Below are 17,125 nucleotides of genomic sequence, written 5' to 3' on the forward strand. Positions count from 1 at the left end.
TTATTCATCCATGAGTTATCCATCCGTGAGGCATCATCACCCTGACTCTGTATTCCTGAACCTACTTCTAAAATTGCCAAGCAATTTAATGCTAAAACACATCTAGCATAGACGATAAAAACGTGCGCCATGTAACAAAAACGTTAATGTATGAAAATCACTCAAAAAATCATGATTGCATTTGATAAGCGTTTTCATTTAGAATTAGCGCAATTCCTTTGGAGACTAATATATGTACGTTTGTCTTTGCCATGCGATCACCGATACGCAAATTAAAAATGCCGTAAGCCAGGGCGATAGCTCGCTTGCTGACGTGAAAAAGCGCTTAGGTGTTGCCGATCAATGTGGCAAGTGTGCAAGAATGGCGGTGCAGATCATCCAGAATCAATTAGAGCGTGAGCCTAATTATTACGAAGTCGCGTAAATTCAATCGCGAATAGGGTGGTAAGGGGAACTCGCTAACGAACACACTTCCGACAAGCTAAAACCACGCTGACTCAAGCAAACTCAATCCAGCTCAAGCAAACTCAATCCAAAAAAGTCCCGCGACAACAAAGCCTTCTATCCGCCACTTCGTCTTAAATAGTTTTGCCAGTTTAGAGCGTCACTTTGCCTTAAATAATCTTGCCAGTTTAGATTTTAGATATGATGTTTTAATGACAAGTCCCCACTGAACTCTAATACTACTGATCATTCAATGGGGTTGCAGATCCACTTTCGAGTCAATCCTACTTACGTTTCAACAAATAGGCGGCTTCATTAAGCCAAGGCACGGCTTTTTTAATAAAGCGGGGATTGTCGGCCAACACGTCTTGGGAGGCTAATAATTCAATATCAAAGTCATCACTCAGATGCTGTTCAACCCAGGTTGGGGATACGGCGAAAGGTGGGCCAATTAAGGCTTCCTGCGGATAATCTAAGGTCACTAATAAACCGACACAGCCACTAGGTAATAAGCTCGCTAACTGCTTGGCATATTGGGCACGCATACTTTCTGGCCATGCGATCAACGCCGCGCGATCATAAAATGCTGTCACTTCTTGAGTGGTAACCTTAGGTAAGGTGAAAATATCACCCTGATACAAACTGATCTGTTCGGTTTGATAATGCTGGTGTTCACCCACGGTCGTTTGCGACATCTCGAGTTGGTTATCGCTGAAAAATTGCTGCACCGCCAATTCATTCAATTCACAACCTATGACCTGATGCCCCTGTTCGGCCAAGAAGCACATATCTAGCGACTTACCGCATAAGGGCACAAAAACCTTGGTATTTGCGGGTAATCTAAGCTGCTGCCAATACTTAACGAGGAAAGGATTGATGTCTTGCTGATGAAAACCTATTTGTTGCTGGTGCCACTTTTCATGCCAAAAACCGGGTTCCATGGGTGTATCTCTATTCGCTAAAGTTGTCCTTACTCTAATGACATTTTAAAGCGGATGCAAAGCTGCCTGCCATTCGACAAACTCAGCAATGTAAAGACTCACTTACTGATCTAACGTGGCTTGCACTTTACGCAGCCAAACACAGTTATCACACTGACATTGACGGCGTGATAAATGGTGCGGGCTTAACGATGAGTCAACAAAATCCACGGCGATCAACAACTGCTGTTTTAACTCGGCAATCGATTTTTCGTTCACGGCCACCAGCTCGTCGTTCTGGTTCATCCAGATACATTCCATGCCCTGATGACAAGTTAAACATTGCTCGTCGCTATCATTAAAAAATACCGCATGTGGGCAATGGGTCACTTCCATTGACTGCAAAATTCGCTTACGCGGATATTCCAATAGCTCGATCAACAAGGCTTTATATTGGGTGGGCATATGCCCTCCTTAGCTGCACTTTGTCTGTGGGTTAATTAACAAAAACTGATTCCATCTCATGTCCAAAGATTACCTATAGTCGCGAGGATTTAACTTGATGTAAGTCAAAGTCAGTGACGAAATGATCGGTTAGGTAAGCCGCGCCTGACGCTGATCACTAATGCCGCTCTGAATCCTAAAATAAAGCCAGCCGCTATTTGATTATCGCCCCCGCTTACTGGTTAAATGAACAAAACAAGGAGCACAATTTGCAAACACCTCAACTGCAGCATTTTTATATTTCTGAAGAGCAATCCATTTACTTGCTCAAAGCCAATGATGCCCGTAAACACAAGGCGTGGATCCGCCTCTGTAAACAGCAGCTGAGCAAGTTAGGTTATACCGATATCGAATTGGTCGGCAAAGGCGCCTACGGTTTCGTGTTTGCGGGTATCAATCAAGCGGGCGATGCCCATGTGTTTAAGTTCTCGCGGATTAATCTGCCGCAACATATTCAAGATAGGCTCGAAGAAGAAGCCTTTATGCTGTCCTTACTCAAGCATCCCAATGTGCCGGGCGCGATCAAATTTGAGCGAGTCGGCAAGCAAGGCATACTTGTGATGGAGCGGGCAAAAGGCGAAGATCTCGACCAACTTTGCCGCCGTATGGGCGCCCTGCCCACAGCTATGGTCATGAGCATCGCCCGCCAACTCGCCGATATCTTGTATTACCTGCGCACGGGCAAGCCTTTAGTGCACGGCGATATCAAACCTTCTAATCTGGTTTACGACATTGAACAACAACACTTATCGTTGATCGATTGGGGATCGGCGGTGTTTGCCCAGCGAGATGAATATAACAAGCCGGTCGAAGACAATGTGATGGCGTTAATGTCGAGCGATCAACAACATACCAACGCCCGTATGGGCGATGTGTACTTTATCGGCGAAGAGCAACTCAATGGGGCACTCTCCAGCCCGCGCTTTGACGAACAAGGCGTTGCCGCAACTCTGTATGCCCTTGCCTCAGGGCAAGCAAGCCGCTTCGGCGCACAAGTTATCTCGCCCACCAGCATTGGCTTACCAATGGAATTAGCCCGCACCTTAGAGGGCATGCTCAGCACAGATCCTGAGCAGCGCAACATTGCCGGCGATTACTTTTTAAAAAGTATGCGCCACAGCCACAGACTGCATTTACCAGAACTGCCCAAAGCTGAGTTACAGGGTGAAATTCCTGTATGGGTACAATCCCGCGACAAAGATGTTGAAACCGTCAGCTACAGTTCGCGTAAGTCCTTTTTGAAGGAACATAACGCCCAAGATCCTATCGCTAAGATGGATGATATTCAGCTCGAAAAATATTACCGCAACTTCCTCGCGGGCATGGGCGACACCGAAAAAGGTTTTATCGCCGCCGTGGGTCGGTTAGCGCAATATCCAATCGTGGGCGGTCTCGCGATCCACTGGCAAGAAACCGGCGTGTTTATCGACTCCAATCTTGCGATTTACGATGCAAAACAAAAAAGTGCCTTAATTATTGCGGTCAACAATATGGTAGATCTCGCTCGGGGAATTAAACGTATCGGGGTGTTTAAGGCCTGTTTCTTTAACGCCAAAGACACGCTGCATATCGAGCGAACAGATATCAGCGAGCCGTTTGTCGCCAGCGCCGATCTGCAATTGCCCTTTGAAGTCGGTGATGTGCCCACCTTAGAAGACAAGTCACGATTACACTCTTACTTTGAAGACGGTAAAGATCCCGACGAAAACCTCGAATTGCCGGTGGAGATCATGGAAGAATTAGCCCGCATCAACCAAATTCACCACACAGGCTGCATCATTTTTGAGGCGCTGCCGAATCACTTAAAGATCCACAGTTACTTGAAGCTGCTCAACCCACGTAAGCAGGCGGCATTTCGCGCCAGTCTCGATCGCATCTTGCATCATGTCGGCAAAATCCAAGGCCACGGCGTGTCGGGCTTTATGAAACTGCCCTACAAAAACACCCGCCGCTTTACCCATCTAGAGCGTAAAGCCGATCACTTTTATCCGAAAAATCCAAAAGAAATAGGCGCCTAATGGCGCCTATATTCATCAGATTAAATCGGTGATCCCGGCGGTAAGCTTAACGGCTTAGGGATCAGCTTAACCTTAGCATCGGTTAAGCCCGCAGCCAGACCCTGTTGCAACCAAGTATAATGGGCCGCAAGACTTGCATTCGCTCGATTCGACTTCGCTTTCAATTGCTTAATCACAAACTGAGCGCGATCGTTGATCGCAGCCCTCACCTCTGGTGAGGTTTGAGGATTGTGCAGCGTTGCCAGCACTTCATCAATCACCACAGCGTTCACTCGCATCCACACGCCTTCGACCAGCCCAAGCTTGTCCTCTTGATACAAGGTCGCCGCGAATAACTTATCGAGTAATGTTGTCACCGATAACTGCTCGCTATCTGCCATGGATGCTTGGCTGACACGGTTCAAACGTTTAGGCATCAATAGCAAGCTAACAGTATGACGGCTAAATACTTCAGCCATACCGAGAGGATCGTTAATTGCGCCTAAACCTGAGTCGAAGGATTCCCGCGTAGCATGATAATTCCCCGCCTTTGGCACTAAACTGTCGAGCAAGGATTGCGGCACAGTTAAACTCGCCGCATCTAAAGTTTTAAGCAGTGCGTCTAAACCCGTTAACTGCAATTGCGGCGCAATATAGCTCCAGCGGCTGCCTTCACCTATGGATTGATAGTTATAGTCAGTGCCGCCAATAAACTTAGCAACCGCATCGATTTGATAACGCGTCAGCAAATAAATTGGCGCAAAGGCATCGGCTAGCTCGCCCAGTGGCTCATTAGGTAACAAGGCCGCACTGGAGAATCCCGCAATCGCCTTAATGCGAATTTTGTCGAGCTTACCCAACTGGTCGATCGGATCGTCACCACTATCCCACAAACTGGCATAGGCCTGACTCGCATCCTTTTGGCGAGAATCGGCCTCACCGATATAACGTAAGCCACGTTTCGCCACATCGGCCAGTAAGTCGACTTGCAGTGCTTGTTGGGTACGGGCATCACCTTGATCGCTATAACCATAGGCGATAGCAAAATCATCCCAAGGGCCAACACCTGTAGTGTAAGGTGCTGAAATATCAATATCATTGCCCTTTAGTAGGATTTTCGGATGGGGATAATCCATCACAGAGGCATCCTGATTGGTCGAAGCGGCAAAGTTATGATCAAGCCCTAAGGTATGGCCAACTTCATGGGCGGCCAGTTGGCGAATACGCGCCAGCGATAAGGCTGTCGCCGCTTTCTCGGCCGCCACTCTATCCTGCCAGCCTGCGGTTAAGCCTTTGGCAATCAAGTAATCCTGCCGCACACGCAAGCTGCCGAGCGTGACTTGACCCTTAATGATTTCACCGGTGCGAGGATCGGTCAGTGCAGCGCCATAGGACCAACCCCGCGTCGCCCTATGCACCCATTGGATCATGTTGTAGCGAATATCCTGCGGATCGGCATCTACCGGCAATAACTCAACTTTAAAGCCGTTGATAAATCCGGCGCGAGTAAAAGCCGTCTCCCACCAGCGCGCGCCATCGAGCAAGGCCGAACGTATCGGCTCTGGCACACCGGGATCGAGATAATAAGTAATAGGTTTAACGACTTCGCTTGGCGCTGGGCCAGGATGCACTTTCTGTAAACGGTGGCGCAGGATAAAACGCTGCACTAAAGGTTGGTCAAAGGGCGTCGCATAGTCTTGATACTCATCGGACAAATAGCCGCTCATAGGATGATAAGCCCGCGGCTGGTAATCAGTATCGGGAAGCTCAACAAAGGAATAACGCATCCGCACCGACATTAAGGTGCCGTCGGGGGTTACCTGTGCGACCTGTGTGCCTGCGACATCGCCTTTAAAGGTGAGTTGCACATCCACATCGGCGTTTTTCTCAAAGGATTTTATCCCTTTGGGTAGAATGACAGAACGGCTCAGATCCAGCCGATAATTGCCCTGCTCTGTCTGTTGCAATACGGAAGCGACACCGTGTAAATCATTGAGCACCAGATCGTTGATCGCCACCAGATCGGGCTTGCCATCAATCACTTTACCCTGCCATAACACAGAATCGGCAAAGGCTTCTGCAACCGCTCTTTGCTCGGCGGCGTCAGTGGTATTCGCACGATATTGGGTATTGAGTTGCTTGAGTAAAATATAGGGGCCTTGGCGCTCAAACTGCACCATGCGGGTCTGACCCAGTTGGCCGCGATCGAGACCAAGGTCGTTCGAACCTACGCCCTGCGGCAAACTAGTGACCAAGAGAAAAGGCTGATTTAAGCGATTGACCTCAAGGTATAACTCTCCCTGAGACTCCTCGTAATAGAGATTAAGAAACCCTTTCGCCTCTTGGCTTTGCTTAATGATCTTGGCGCTAGGCGCGGCTGCTGCGACGGTAACGGTGGGAAATCCTAACAGCACTATGGATAAGGCTAAGGCTAAACTTTGGGGTTTCATCTTTCCTCCTGATACGGCTGGCTGCGTTATTTACCTTAATAAGTCATTGGCATCTTTGATGACTGCTTATCTCAAGCGATTGATTAAAAGTAAATAATGCGAGGCCATCACTGGCCCCGAGCAAATAAATTAACGATTCTGATGCTGATTCTTGTGTTTGATCCAGTGATTTAATGTTTCAAATAATTCGTTGAGCACTATGGGTTTAGTAATGTGGGCATTCATCCCCGCCGCTAAACTCTTTTCCCTATCGCCCGACATGGCATGGGCAGTCATGGCAATAATAGGCAGTTCATCGGCACTAAAACGCTCACGCAATGCCCTTGCGGCCGTTAACCCGTCCATCACTGGCATTTGAATATCCATCAACACAGCATCAAACGGCCGCGAGTCGATGGTATCCAGCGCCACTTGGCCATTGCCGGCCAGCACCACTTCATAGCCTGCACTTTTAAGGAGTTCAGTCGCCACTTGCTGATTGATAAAATTATCTTCCACCAGCAGCACTAAACCTGTGTGTTCTCCGTCTTCAACTTGGACTTCAACCATAGGCTGAACCACATTCAATCTCGGCTCATCGGCAAAGGCGGCAATGATCTCATCGAACAGACTCGATGCCTTGAAGGGTTTTTGCAGGACGGCAAACACATTGGCACTATCGACTTCATGCTGCAAAGGCTCTGCCGCATAGGCCGTCATCATAATAATCACTGGTCGTTTCGCTAAGCGGCCTTCGGCGACCATAGTATCTATGGCGCTGACCACATCGCTGCCGTCCATTTCTGGCATCATCCAGTCGAGCAATAGCAGATCGATTGGTGCCCGCGACAGTTTATAAAGTGCTTCGGCGCCGCTAGCGGCAGTATCGACTTCGAAGTGGAAATCTCGCATCAAGGTCGAATAAATTTGCAGTGCAGTCGGGTTATCGTCAACGACTAAGGTGCGTAGGCTATTGAGTTTTTCTGGCACGACCAAAGGCTCAATCTTAGCGGCTTCGGCAATCTCAAAACTGATAGTAAAGCTAAAGGTACTGCCGACCCCAAGCTCACTCTGCACTTGCATCTTACCGCCCATCATAGACACCAGATGCTTACTGATCGATAAACCTAAGCCCGTGCCACCGTATTTACGGGTGGTCGAACCGTCGGCTTGGGCGAAGGCATCAAACAACTTATCCTGCTGATCTTTACCTATGCCGATACCGGTATCGCGCACCCAGAACTTCAGGGTAATGCGATGATCACGCTCGCCGACATCTTCACAACCCAGCTCAATTTCGCCAGATTGGGTAAATTTCACCGCATTCGATAGCAAGTTAATCAGCACTTGGCCCAAACGCAGTGGATCGCCCTTAAGAATGAGTCCCGCAGTCACTGGGGCATACAAGAGTAACTCAACGCCCTGCTCCTGTGCCTTGAGCGCATTGAGATCGAGGGCGTGATCGAGCACTTTATCCAGCGGGAATGGCACCCGCTCAAGCTCCAACTTACCCGCCTCAATTTTAGAGAAGTCGAGAATATCGTTGATGATCCTCAGCAGCGATTGCGCCGAGAAACCGGCTTTTTCGAGGTAATCTTTCTGCTGCGCCGTTAACGAAGTGCGCTGTGCCAACTGCAACATACCGATAATGGCATTCATCGGCGTGCGGATCTCATGGCTCATGTTGGCCAAGAATTCACTCTTGTAGAGGTTAGCTAATTCGGCGTCTTGCTTGGCTTCCAAAAGCGCCACTTCGTTACTCTTATGGCGGGTAATATCCTTATGGGTACCGAGCATACGCTTAGGCTGACCTTCGGCGGTGAACTCCACCACACGGCCACGGGATAACACCCAGTGATAGCCGCCATTTTTACCTAACATACGGAATTCGATTTCGTAAGCGCCGACAGGGTCCGCGAGATACTGAGCTCGGTATTCCTCGACGCGAATCCGATCGTCGGGATGGGATAATTCATCAATCGTCGACACAAGAGCGGGGAATTCATTGGTTTTATAACCCAGCATAGAATAATACGCTGGGTTACAAATGATCTGTTCAGAGTCTAAATACCAATCCCACAGGCCATCCTCCACCGCATCCATAGCTAAGTGATAACGCTCTTCGGACAGGCGCAATTGTTCGGCGGACTCGTATTCGCGCGTCACATCACGCCACACGGCAATCAGGCCCTGCAGTTCGCCGCGGCGATTATAGAAAGGCAGTTTAAGAGTATCGAGCAGCACAGGTTTGCCCGCAAGCTCGACCTTTTCTTGGTAGCGCAGCGGCGTGCGATCTTTTAAGACTTGTTCGTCTTCGGCGCGGATACGGATGCCCATTTCTGGCGAGGTCAGATCCTCAGATGATAAACCTATCATCTCGCTCTCAGTGTAACCCAGCATGCGCTCAGCCGCCTTGTTACAACCTAAATAGTTGCCTTCTTTGTCCTTAAAAACAATGGCTTCTGGAATAGAGTCAAGCAAAGATCGCAGCAGCGCATATTCGCGTTCACGCCGCTCTGTGGTGTCTTTTAAGCGTTCAGTACGCCGCGCCACTAGCTTATCGAGCCGCTTATTCTGCTCCGCTAAATGGTGGGTATATTGTTTGTTTTCCTCAAAAATCCGACTCACCAGCAAGAACCAAGGTTCCCAGCCGCGGGTGATTTTCTCCGGTGGCTTACGCGGCTCTTGCGAGCAGCCCTCAAGGTGCGACAGTAGTCGCGAGGCAGGGCTCACAAAAGATCGACGCGTCTGCCAATGCACTATGGTCACCAACACAGACAGGGCGATAACCACTAAAATAAAGGTCAGCTGCAGTTTTTCCCACGAGTCTTGGAATAGGTCGTCTTCATCCTGCAAATACAGTAAACGCCATGGCGCGTTATGCAGTGCAACCGAGTGAATGTAATAGCCGTTGCGGATGATGCCGTCGTGGGCATCGAACAATTCCGACTCAGGCAAAGAATGCAGCTCAGAGGGAATACGTTGGCTGATGTGATAAACCCGATTGATGTCTGAGCTATCAAAATCGCTGTGGGATAAAATATTGTTCTGTTGGTCGAGTAAAATCACTGTGCCCGGCATCTTAAAGTAGACCCGAATTTGCCGTGCTAACGAGGCAAGCGTCATGTCTAAGTTAATTGAGCCAATGAACTCATCGTCCAAATAAACGGGCACACCTAAAGTGGTCAATAAGCCTTTGCCCGTGGAGTCGACATAGGCTTCGCTCCAAAACACACTGCGCTGCGGGTTCATTGCCGGGGTGGCGTATTGAAACTGTTTCTTGTTGAGTAATTCGTCCCTAAAACGTTGATCGTCATTCGACCAAGGGAAGTAGGACATGATCCTACGTTTTGACAGGTAATAAATTGCCGAGGCTTTCGGCGCGGCTTCTTTGGCGACGGGGAATGACAGCGACAGCTCAAACAACATCTCAAGCTCTTGATAGAACTTGTCACTGCGGCCATCGAGGGAACCTGCGCCAGTGATCCTACCCATGTTGGTAAAAGGCTCACCGCTCTGGGCGTAGCTAGGTTCTAAGGTAAAATACTGGCCGCTTTCGTTGAATTTACCGTATTGAGGTAAGCGTTCTTTACGCACGAGTTCGCCTAAGCGCAAATGATCCACGGCGACGTTGCGTAAGCTTTTTACCGCTCTAATACTCGACTCGAGTAACAAATCGATTTGCAGAACATGGCGCTGAACCTGTTCTTCACGCTGTTCCATCTGCTGGGCTTTTTGGCGGTCGAAAAACATCCATGCGGTCAACAAAGACATGACGATAACGCCGATGTACGTATAAAAAACGGCACGGTTGTAGTTCTTCTGGATCGGCGATTTTAGTTGCAGATCCGGCTCACTCGATTTCATCCACTACCCTTGATTGCAGCGCTTGATTTCAGCCAACGGCGGCAAAAGCTATGAGCTCCATATAGTAGCAGGAAGGAACTGCCAATCACATAAAATAATTGTCAGATAAAGGCTACTCATACCACTGATAAGTCGATTAAAAATCTTCTACTTCCTAAAAGTAAGGCCTCAATATCTGAGGCCTTGTTATTACGCTAAATTAAACCGACTCTCTTTAGAGATGCTCTTCGGCGTATTCCGCTAAGCGTGAACGCACCACACCATTTAGATACACGTTGGCGCTGCCTTCAAAGTCTTTAAAACGTTCAACAATGTAGGTTAAACCTGAGGTTACTGCGGTTAAGTAGTTAGAGTCGATTTGCGCTAAGTTACCGCAACAAATCAGCTTTGTGCCCTCGCCCATACGGGTGATCATGGTTTTGATCTGCGAGGCGGTAAGGTTTTGACATTCATCCAGTAGCACGATGGAGTTTTGGATCGAACGCCCACGCATAAAGTTAATCGACTTAAACTGAATGTTAGCCTTCTCCATGATGTAGTTCATGCTGCCGGTGGGATTAACATCATTCTTGTGTAGCACTTCGAGCGTATCAGTAATGGCGGCCAGCCACGGCATCATCTTCTCCTCTTCGGTGCCGGGCAAGAAGCCGATAGATTCGGCGATTTCTGGGGTGTTACGGGTGACGATCACTTTGTCGTAGCGATTACGCTCGACCACCAGTTCCAATGCCGCGGCCATGGCGAGCAAGGTTTTACCGCAACCGGCGGGGCCAGTTAAGATCACCAGATCGATATCGGGATCGAGCAATGCTTGCAGCGCCATGCCTTGATAGACGTTTTTAGGTTTAACGCCCCACGCTTCGAGGTTTTTCACTCGCTCACGACCAAGATCTAAAATGTGCAGATGGGTGTCTGTGCGCTCGGTAACGCGACCGCAAAAATCAGACTCAGTGTCGATAAGGTATTGGTTGATGTAAAACTTATCATTTTCAAGATCTTTGAGCGGCACTTCATGCACTGTGTGTCTACCGTGGCGCTCGGTGGAGACCTTGTTCAAGTGCTCCCAAAAATTACCTTCGAACTGGTAAAAACCTTTGCTGAGGAAGCGAATATCATCGATCAACTGGTCAGTTCGATAATCTTCAACCAATTGAATGCCCGCGCCCTTGGCTTTGAGGCGCATATTGATATCTTTGGTGACTAAAACAACGGTACGGGGTTGATGCAGGTTTTGCAGATGTAGGGCGGTGTTGATAATGCGATTGTCGTTTCCATCTCCCGGCAGGGCGCCTAAGGTAAAATCGACAAGGTGGTCAGGGAAGATGGAGAGCGAACCGACCGCATCGGCATGACCCTCTCGGCTGGGCAAAGGGACACCATTGATAATCTGCTCTGGGGTGGTTTCACCACCTAGGGTATCTTCCAATGCCCTGATGGCAACTCTAGCATCCCGACTCACATCACTCTTTCGATCTTTAATCTGGTCCAACTCTTCTAGCACTGTCATCGGAATGACCACATCGTGCTCTTTAAACGAATAGATCGCCAAAGGTTCATGTAGTAACACATTGGTATCCAGTACAAACAACTTTCTGTCGTCTTGTTCCATGGCGCCTCCAGAGTGCTTCATTAAAGTTTAAACAAACTTTTGAGTCTCAATAAAAGTTACCCAACTCCTATTACTGGCAAAGCTTATGGCAAAGAATGATCATAAGGTTCAAGTCGATAGCACTTTACTTGCACTTAAACCTTAAGTTGATATTGGCACCAAACTCACGAGATAACAATACAGCACCATTGTTTACCATACAGACTCGAGGCAGTGTATAACCGCGGATGTGACATTAGCGTGACAATTTCATGTACTGGCACGACAATTTTGTCGCTTGTACAATTTGTAATCTAGCACTCTGGGAATTAGGCTCTAACGGGTGAGAGGGCGATTTAAATATCACGAGTATTGGTATAACATACGCGCCCTTTGTTAGAGTCCGCCTAGAAATGAGAATTTAAGATGCCGTTCGCCTTAGGTCAACGTTGGATAAGTGATACCGAGTCAGAGCTTGGTTTAGGAACTGTGGTTCAAGTAGAAGGCCGTATGGTCACTGTTTTATTCCCTGCCACGGGTGAGAATCGCATGTTCTCCCGAGCAGAAGCCCCTCTGACACGCGTTATATACAATCCCGGCGATTCGGTTGAAAGCCATGAAGGCTGGAGCCTTGCGGTCAGCGAGTTGACCGAGAAAGACGGGATAGTGATCTATCACGGCATTCACAGTGAGACAGGCGAGCAAGTTACCCTGCGTGAAACCCTGCTGAACCACAATATTCGTTTCAATAAACCCCAAGACCGTTTATTCGCCGGCCAAATCGATCGCCTCGACCGTTTTGGTGTGCGTTATCAGTGCCAAATGTTGCGCCACAAACTGGCCTCATCGGATTTGCTTGGTCTGCAAGGTCCACGTGTTGGGCTTATTCCGCATCAAATGTGGATTGCCCATGAAGTCGGTCGTCGCTATGCGCCGCGTGTACTGCTGGCCGACGAAGTGGGCTTAGGTAAAACCATTGAAGCGGGTCTGATTATTCACCAACAACTGCTGACTGGCCGCGCCGAACGCATCCTGATTATCGTGCCCGATACTCTGCGCCATCAGTGGTTAGTGGAAATGCTGCGCCGCTTTAATCTGCGCTTTTCGGTATTCGATGAAGACCGTTGTGTGGAAGCCTATGCCGATCACGACAATCCTTTCTATACAGAACAATTAGTGATTTGTTCACTCGAATTACTGCGTAAGAAAAAACGTCTCGATCAAGCCCTTGATGCCGATTGGGATCTGTTAGTGGTTGACGAAGCACACCACTTAGAATGGACCGAAGAAGCGCCAAGCCGCGCTTATCAAGTGGTTGAAGCATTAAGCGAAGTGATCCCAGGCGTTTTACTGTTAACCGCAACGCCGGATCAACTTGGCCATGAAAGTCACTTCGCCCGTTTGCGTCTGCTCGATCCGGATCGTTTCTACGATTACGATGCCTTCCTAGCCGAAGAAGACAGCTATAAAGACGTCGCCATTGCCGCCGAAGCCTTGGCTGGCAACGCTAAATTACCCGACGCCGCCATCAACAGCTTGACCGAATTACTGGGCGAGAAAGACATCAGCCCAAGTATTCGTTTAATCCAAGCCGACGGCATTGATGCTGAAGTACAGCAAGCCGCCCGCAGCGAATTACTGCAAGAATTACTCGACCGTCACGGTACTGGCCGCGTCTTGTACCGCAACAGTCGCGCCTCAGTAAAAGGCTTTCCAAAGCGTTTCTTTAACGCTTACCCACACGCCATGCCAGATCAATATCAAACTGCCGCACGCGTCAGCGGCATGATGGGCGGACACAAGTCATTAGAGGCGAAAGCGGCGCAAGCCCTGAGTCCTGAAAAACTGTATCAAGAATTTGAAGATAACAGCGCCAGTTGGTGGAAGTTCGATCCCCGTGTGGATTGGTTAATTGAGTTCTTAAAATCACACCGCAGCAAAAAAGTGCTGATCATCGCCAGCCAAGCGGAAACAGCCCTTAGCTTAGAAGAAGCCCTGCGCACTCGCGAAGGGATTCAAGCGACGGTATTCCACGAAGGCATGTCGATTATCGAGCGCGATAAAGCCGGCGCTTACTTTGCCCAAGAGGAAGGCGGCGCACAGGCGTTGATCTGTTCTGAAATTGGTTCTGAAGGCCGTAACTTCCAGTTTGCCAGTCACTTAGTACTATTCGATCTGCCGCTAAACCCAGATCTATTGGAACAGCGCATCGGTCGTTTAGATCGTATCGGCCAGAAAAATGATATCCAAATTCACTTGCCGTACCTTGAAGACACCGCCCAAGAACGTTTGATGCAGTGGTATCACCAAGGGCTAAATGCCTTCGAACTGACTTGTCCGAGTGGCCATGTGCTTTACAGTGAATTTGCCGAAGATCTGTTAAACGTGCTTGTGGTTGATGACAGCGACGAGCTGACAAACCTGCTCAATCACACCCAGAGCCGTTATAAAGAACTCAAGCACGCCATGGAGCAAGGCCGCGACAAGCTGCTGGAAATCAACTCACACGGCGGCGAGAAGGCAATGGCTATCGTCCAGCGCCTCGCCCAGAATGATGGTGATACCCATTTGATCGGTTCAGTGATACGTCTGTGGGATATTATCGGTGTCGATCAAGAAGATAAGGGTGAAAACTCGATCATTCTGCGTCCAAGCGAACACATGATGTTCCCAACCTACCCTGGCTTGCCAGAAGATGGCGTGACTGTGACCTTCGACCGTGACACAGCGTTATCTCGCGATGATATTGCGCTGATCACCCAAGAGCACCCACTGGTACAAACGGGGCTAGATCTGATCACAGGTTCAGAAACCGGCACCACCAGCGTCGCGATTCTGAAGAATAAAGCCCTGCCTGCAGGTACCTTATTCTTAGAACTCATCTACATGGCCGATGCTTCTGCACCTAAGTCGAGCCAGTTGTATCGTTATTTACCACCGACACCCATTCGCGTGTTGCTGGATAAAAATGGTAACGACCTGTCGGCTAAAGTGGATTACGCCAGTTTCGATAAGCAATTGAGCGCGGTGAATCGTCACATTGGCGGCAAGTTAGTCACCGCATCTCAGCCAATTCTGCATCCGTTATTTGCTAAGGGTGAGGAATATGCTCAAGTGGTTGTGGATGAAATGGTCGCCCAAGCCAGAGAGAAAATGACTCAGCAACTGAGCGCAGAGCTAAGTCGTTTAGAGTCACTCAAGGCGGTGAACCCCAATATCCGTGAGGAAGAATTGGAATACCTGCGCAATCAGATGCAAGAGTTAAACACTTATCTGGATGCCAGCCAGTTACAACTCGATGCGATCCGTATGGTGCTCGTTAGCCACGTATAGGCCCGAGCGAAACCACAGGTTTCCATCAATTAGCCCAGCCAAAGCGCTGGGCTTTTTTATGCCCTTTAGCTTTCGATTCAAAGTGGTTTTCTATAATAAGCGGCTTTTGATGCTCAGCGGCGTCACTTCAACTGACTTGGTTATCCGAAATGATGAGGCATGACCCTTTGGCGAGGAAAGTTCACTTTTTGGTAATTGTTCAGGTTATACTCAAGCACTGATGAATTTATGAGACTACACAGGTGGTTATCAATTCTATGGCACGCATTATTTCACTTCTCTTTTGCCTCCTACTTGGTTTCACTACCATCTCTTCCCGCGCGGCAGACCCAGCAACAGCTGCGCCAACGCCAGCTGAAGTCAGTGCTAAAAAATTAAATAACCGCTATTTACCCGAGAATGAAGTCAAACAAATCACCATAGACAATCAGCCCTACGATTTGTTAGTACGGCCATGGGAAGGGAAAAAGAAACTCGGTGCGGCAATCATTCTGCCCGCCACCAACGGCACAGCAGACGCGCCGGGACTGATGGCGTTTGTGCGTCGTAATATCAATCCTGCCGGTTGGGCCAGCTTAAGTTTAACCCCGCCAACTGAGCTGCCTGCGGCCAATTTTGCCACCGCCGCCACCGAAGTTACCTCACCCGGCGCCGCGCAATTAAGTTCACCGTCCAACAAACCTAGCCCTAAAATCAAGCCCGAAGATAACAGCAAACATCTGCAAGATCAGGAAGACTTTCTGGTCCAAAGCATGTCGCAGTTAGATGCAGTCGGCGCAGATTATGCGGGCAAACGCATTTTGATCACCGCCGACCAAAGCGCAGGATTATTGATTAGCCTATTAAGTCAGAAGAAAATTGCCGATCCCGATGTGCTAATCGTCATCAATCCCTATCGTGAGGACGAAAAGCTCAATCAAGCACTCGCGGAACAACTGGCGAAACTCACCTTACCGATTTTAGATATCCAATCGCCAGACGGTCACCCCGCCTCATTAGAAACGGCCGCTAACCGTAAGGTTTTAGCCGTAACCTTAGAAAGCCCTAACTATCGCCAAACCCGCTTAGCGCTCAATTTAGACAACGAGAGCGCGTGGCAGAATTGCTTAAATGCGATTAAAGGCTTTGCAGCCCGCATGAGCGGCGCGCAGTAAACGCCACGATTCCAACTAATTCGAGCCAAATAGCACTACCAACCCGACTGGCGATCTTGATAGGGTTTCTGCGGATCTTTCAGCTGACGCGCCGCCGCTATCTTGCAATTTTTGCCTAACAATAACCGAATCTGACTAATCGACTCACGGCAAAGCAGACTCCGCACCGAAGCCGTCCAACTACGGTTAATGCTGAGTTTGATGGCCGCTGCTGCATCCGGTGAGGTTTGCATCAGTTGCTGCGCCAATTGTTGAGCCACTTCCATCGGCGTCTCGCTCACTTGCGTCACGAGTCCTAAGGCCTGCGCTTCATTGCTCTCAAGCACTTTGGCCGTCAGGCTCAGCAGCATGGCTTGATCCTTAGGCATGATTTGCCTTAACGCGACCAACCCCGCCATATCGGGCACGAGTCCCCATTTTGCTTCCATAATCGATAACTTACAGTCATGGCTGGCAATGCGCACATCTGCGCCCAAAGCGATTTGCATACCGCCGCCGTAGCAACAACCCTCAAGTACGGCAATCACAGGCACGGGCAAGTTTTGCCAACCTAATGACACCCGCTGTGCTAAGTTCGCATTCCCCGGTAAGCCCTTAAACAGTAATTTTACCGCCTGCATGGGTGCCGACATCACGCTTTTGACATCGAGCCCTGAGCTAAAATTGCCACCCGCCCCGGAGAGGATCACCACTCGCACCCCACGATTGGATTTGATCTTTTTAATCGCACGGTCGAGCTCACTAAACATTAAATAATTAATCGCATTCATTTTTTCAGGACGATTAAGCAACACATAGGCGATGCCATCATCGATTTTGATTTGTACACTTTGGCCACTCATGAAATATTCCGTTACTGGTCAGTCCAGAATAAATGTTAACACGTTTG

General features: G+C 49.0%; 10 protein-coding genes. 4 read left to right on the plus strand and 6 right to left on the minus strand.

Features of this window, described 5'->3' with window-relative positions; genetic code table 11:
• Positions 1-232 precede the first annotated feature (232 nt).
• Positions 233-424, plus strand: coding sequence for a bacterioferritin-associated ferredoxin (locus tag AC5YB3_RS08850; RefSeq protein ID WP_006080031.1), 192 nt, complete (start codon positions 233-235; stop codon positions 422-424).
• Between the two features lie 304 nt (positions 425-728).
• On the opposite strand, the gene AC5YB3_RS08855 is transcribed toward AC5YB3_RS08850, so the two are convergent.
• On the minus strand, positions 729-1,385 hold the full coding sequence (locus tag AC5YB3_RS08855) for a thiopurine S-methyltransferase (RefSeq protein WP_494526965.1): 657 nt from the start codon (positions 1,383-1,385) through the stop codon (positions 729-731).
• A 102-nt stretch (positions 1,386-1,487) separates the two neighbouring features.
• Complete coding sequence (locus AC5YB3_RS08860) at positions 1,488-1,829, minus strand: hypothetical protein (RefSeq protein WP_006080029.1); 342 nt, start codon at positions 1,827-1,829, stop codon at positions 1,488-1,490.
• Positions 1,830-2,077: 248 nt separating this feature from the next.
• On the opposite strand from AC5YB3_RS08860, the gene AC5YB3_RS08865 reads away from it, so the two are divergent.
• On the plus strand, positions 2,078-3,886 hold the full coding sequence (locus AC5YB3_RS08865) for a protein kinase domain-containing protein (RefSeq protein WP_259520546.1): 1,809 nt from the start codon (positions 2,078-2,080) through the stop codon (positions 3,884-3,886).
• Positions 3,887-3,906: 20 nt separating this feature from the next.
• Here the strand turns inward: AC5YB3_RS08865 and AC5YB3_RS08870 are convergent, their stop codons facing one another.
• From AC5YB3_RS08870 to AC5YB3_RS08880, 3 genes are all read right to left on the minus strand, one after another.
• Positions 3,907-6,315: a zinc-dependent metalloprotease gene (locus AC5YB3_RS08870; protein WP_494526966.1), complete on the minus strand. Its 2,409-nt coding sequence runs from the start codon at positions 6,313-6,315 to the stop codon at positions 3,907-3,909.
• A 129-nt stretch (positions 6,316-6,444) separates the two neighbouring features.
• Complete coding sequence (locus AC5YB3_RS08875) at positions 6,445-10,161, minus strand: response regulator (protein ID WP_006084221.1); 3,717 nt, start codon at positions 10,159-10,161, stop codon at positions 6,445-6,447.
• Between the two features lie 214 nt (positions 10,162-10,375).
• Positions 10,376-11,770, minus strand: coding sequence for a PhoH family protein (locus AC5YB3_RS08880; protein ID WP_006080025.1), 1,395 nt, complete (start codon positions 11,768-11,770; stop codon positions 10,376-10,378).
• A gap of 405 nt (positions 11,771-12,175) precedes the next feature.
• On the opposite strand from AC5YB3_RS08880, the gene rapA reads away from it, so the two are divergent.
• Positions 12,176-15,082 carry an RNA polymerase-associated protein RapA gene (rapA, locus tag AC5YB3_RS08885; protein WP_012197673.1) on the plus strand — a complete coding sequence of 969 codons (2,907 nt, stop codon included), beginning with the start codon at positions 12,176-12,178 and terminating at the stop codon, positions 15,080-15,082.
• A gap of 257 nt (positions 15,083-15,339) precedes the next feature.
• Positions 15,340-16,236 (plus strand): DUF3530 family protein, encoded by an 897-nt coding sequence (locus AC5YB3_RS08890; protein ID WP_494526967.1) that lies wholly within the window; start codon positions 15,340-15,342, stop codon positions 16,234-16,236.
• Between the two features lie 35 nt (positions 16,237-16,271).
• Here the strand turns inward: AC5YB3_RS08890 and AC5YB3_RS08895 are convergent, their stop codons facing one another.
• The gene (locus AC5YB3_RS08895; protein ID WP_494526968.1) at positions 16,272-17,078 is read right to left on the minus strand and encodes a crotonase/enoyl-CoA hydratase family protein; all 807 of its coding nucleotides are present in this window, start codon (positions 17,076-17,078) and stop codon (positions 16,272-16,274) included.
• Positions 17,079-17,125 lie beyond the last annotated feature (47 nt).

It is taken from the genome of Shewanella sp. 1311 (assembly GCF_059338235.1).

Coding starts and splice junctions, on each gene's coding strand:
- AC5YB3_RS08850 (WP_006080031.1), top strand. CDS start 233: ATGTACGTTTGTCTTTGCCATGCGATCACCGATACGCAAATTAAAAAT.
- AC5YB3_RS08855 (WP_494526965.1), bottom strand. CDS start 1,385: ATGGAACCCGGTTTTTGGCATGAAAAGTGGCACCAGCAACAAATAGGT.
- AC5YB3_RS08860 (WP_006080029.1), bottom strand. CDS start 1,829: ATGCCCACCCAATATAAAGCCTTGTTGATCGAGCTATTGGAATATCCG.
- AC5YB3_RS08870 (WP_494526966.1), bottom strand. CDS start 6,315: ATGAAACCCCAAAGTTTAGCCTTAGCCTTATCCATAGTGCTGTTAGGA.
- AC5YB3_RS08875 (WP_006084221.1), bottom strand. CDS start 10,161: ATGAAATCGAGTGAGCCGGATCTGCAACTAAAATCGCCGATCCAGAAG.
- AC5YB3_RS08880 (WP_006080025.1), bottom strand. CDS start 11,770: ATGGAACAAGACGACAGAAAGTTGTTTGTACTGGATACCAATGTGTTA.
- rapA (WP_012197673.1), top strand. CDS start 12,176: ATGCCGTTCGCCTTAGGTCAACGTTGGATAAGTGATACCGAGTCAGAG.
- AC5YB3_RS08890 (WP_494526967.1), top strand. CDS start 15,340: ATGGCACGCATTATTTCACTTCTCTTTTGCCTCCTACTTGGTTTCACT.
- AC5YB3_RS08895 (WP_494526968.1), bottom strand. CDS start 17,078: ATGAGTGGCCAAAGTGTACAAATCAAAATCGATGATGGCATCGCCTAT.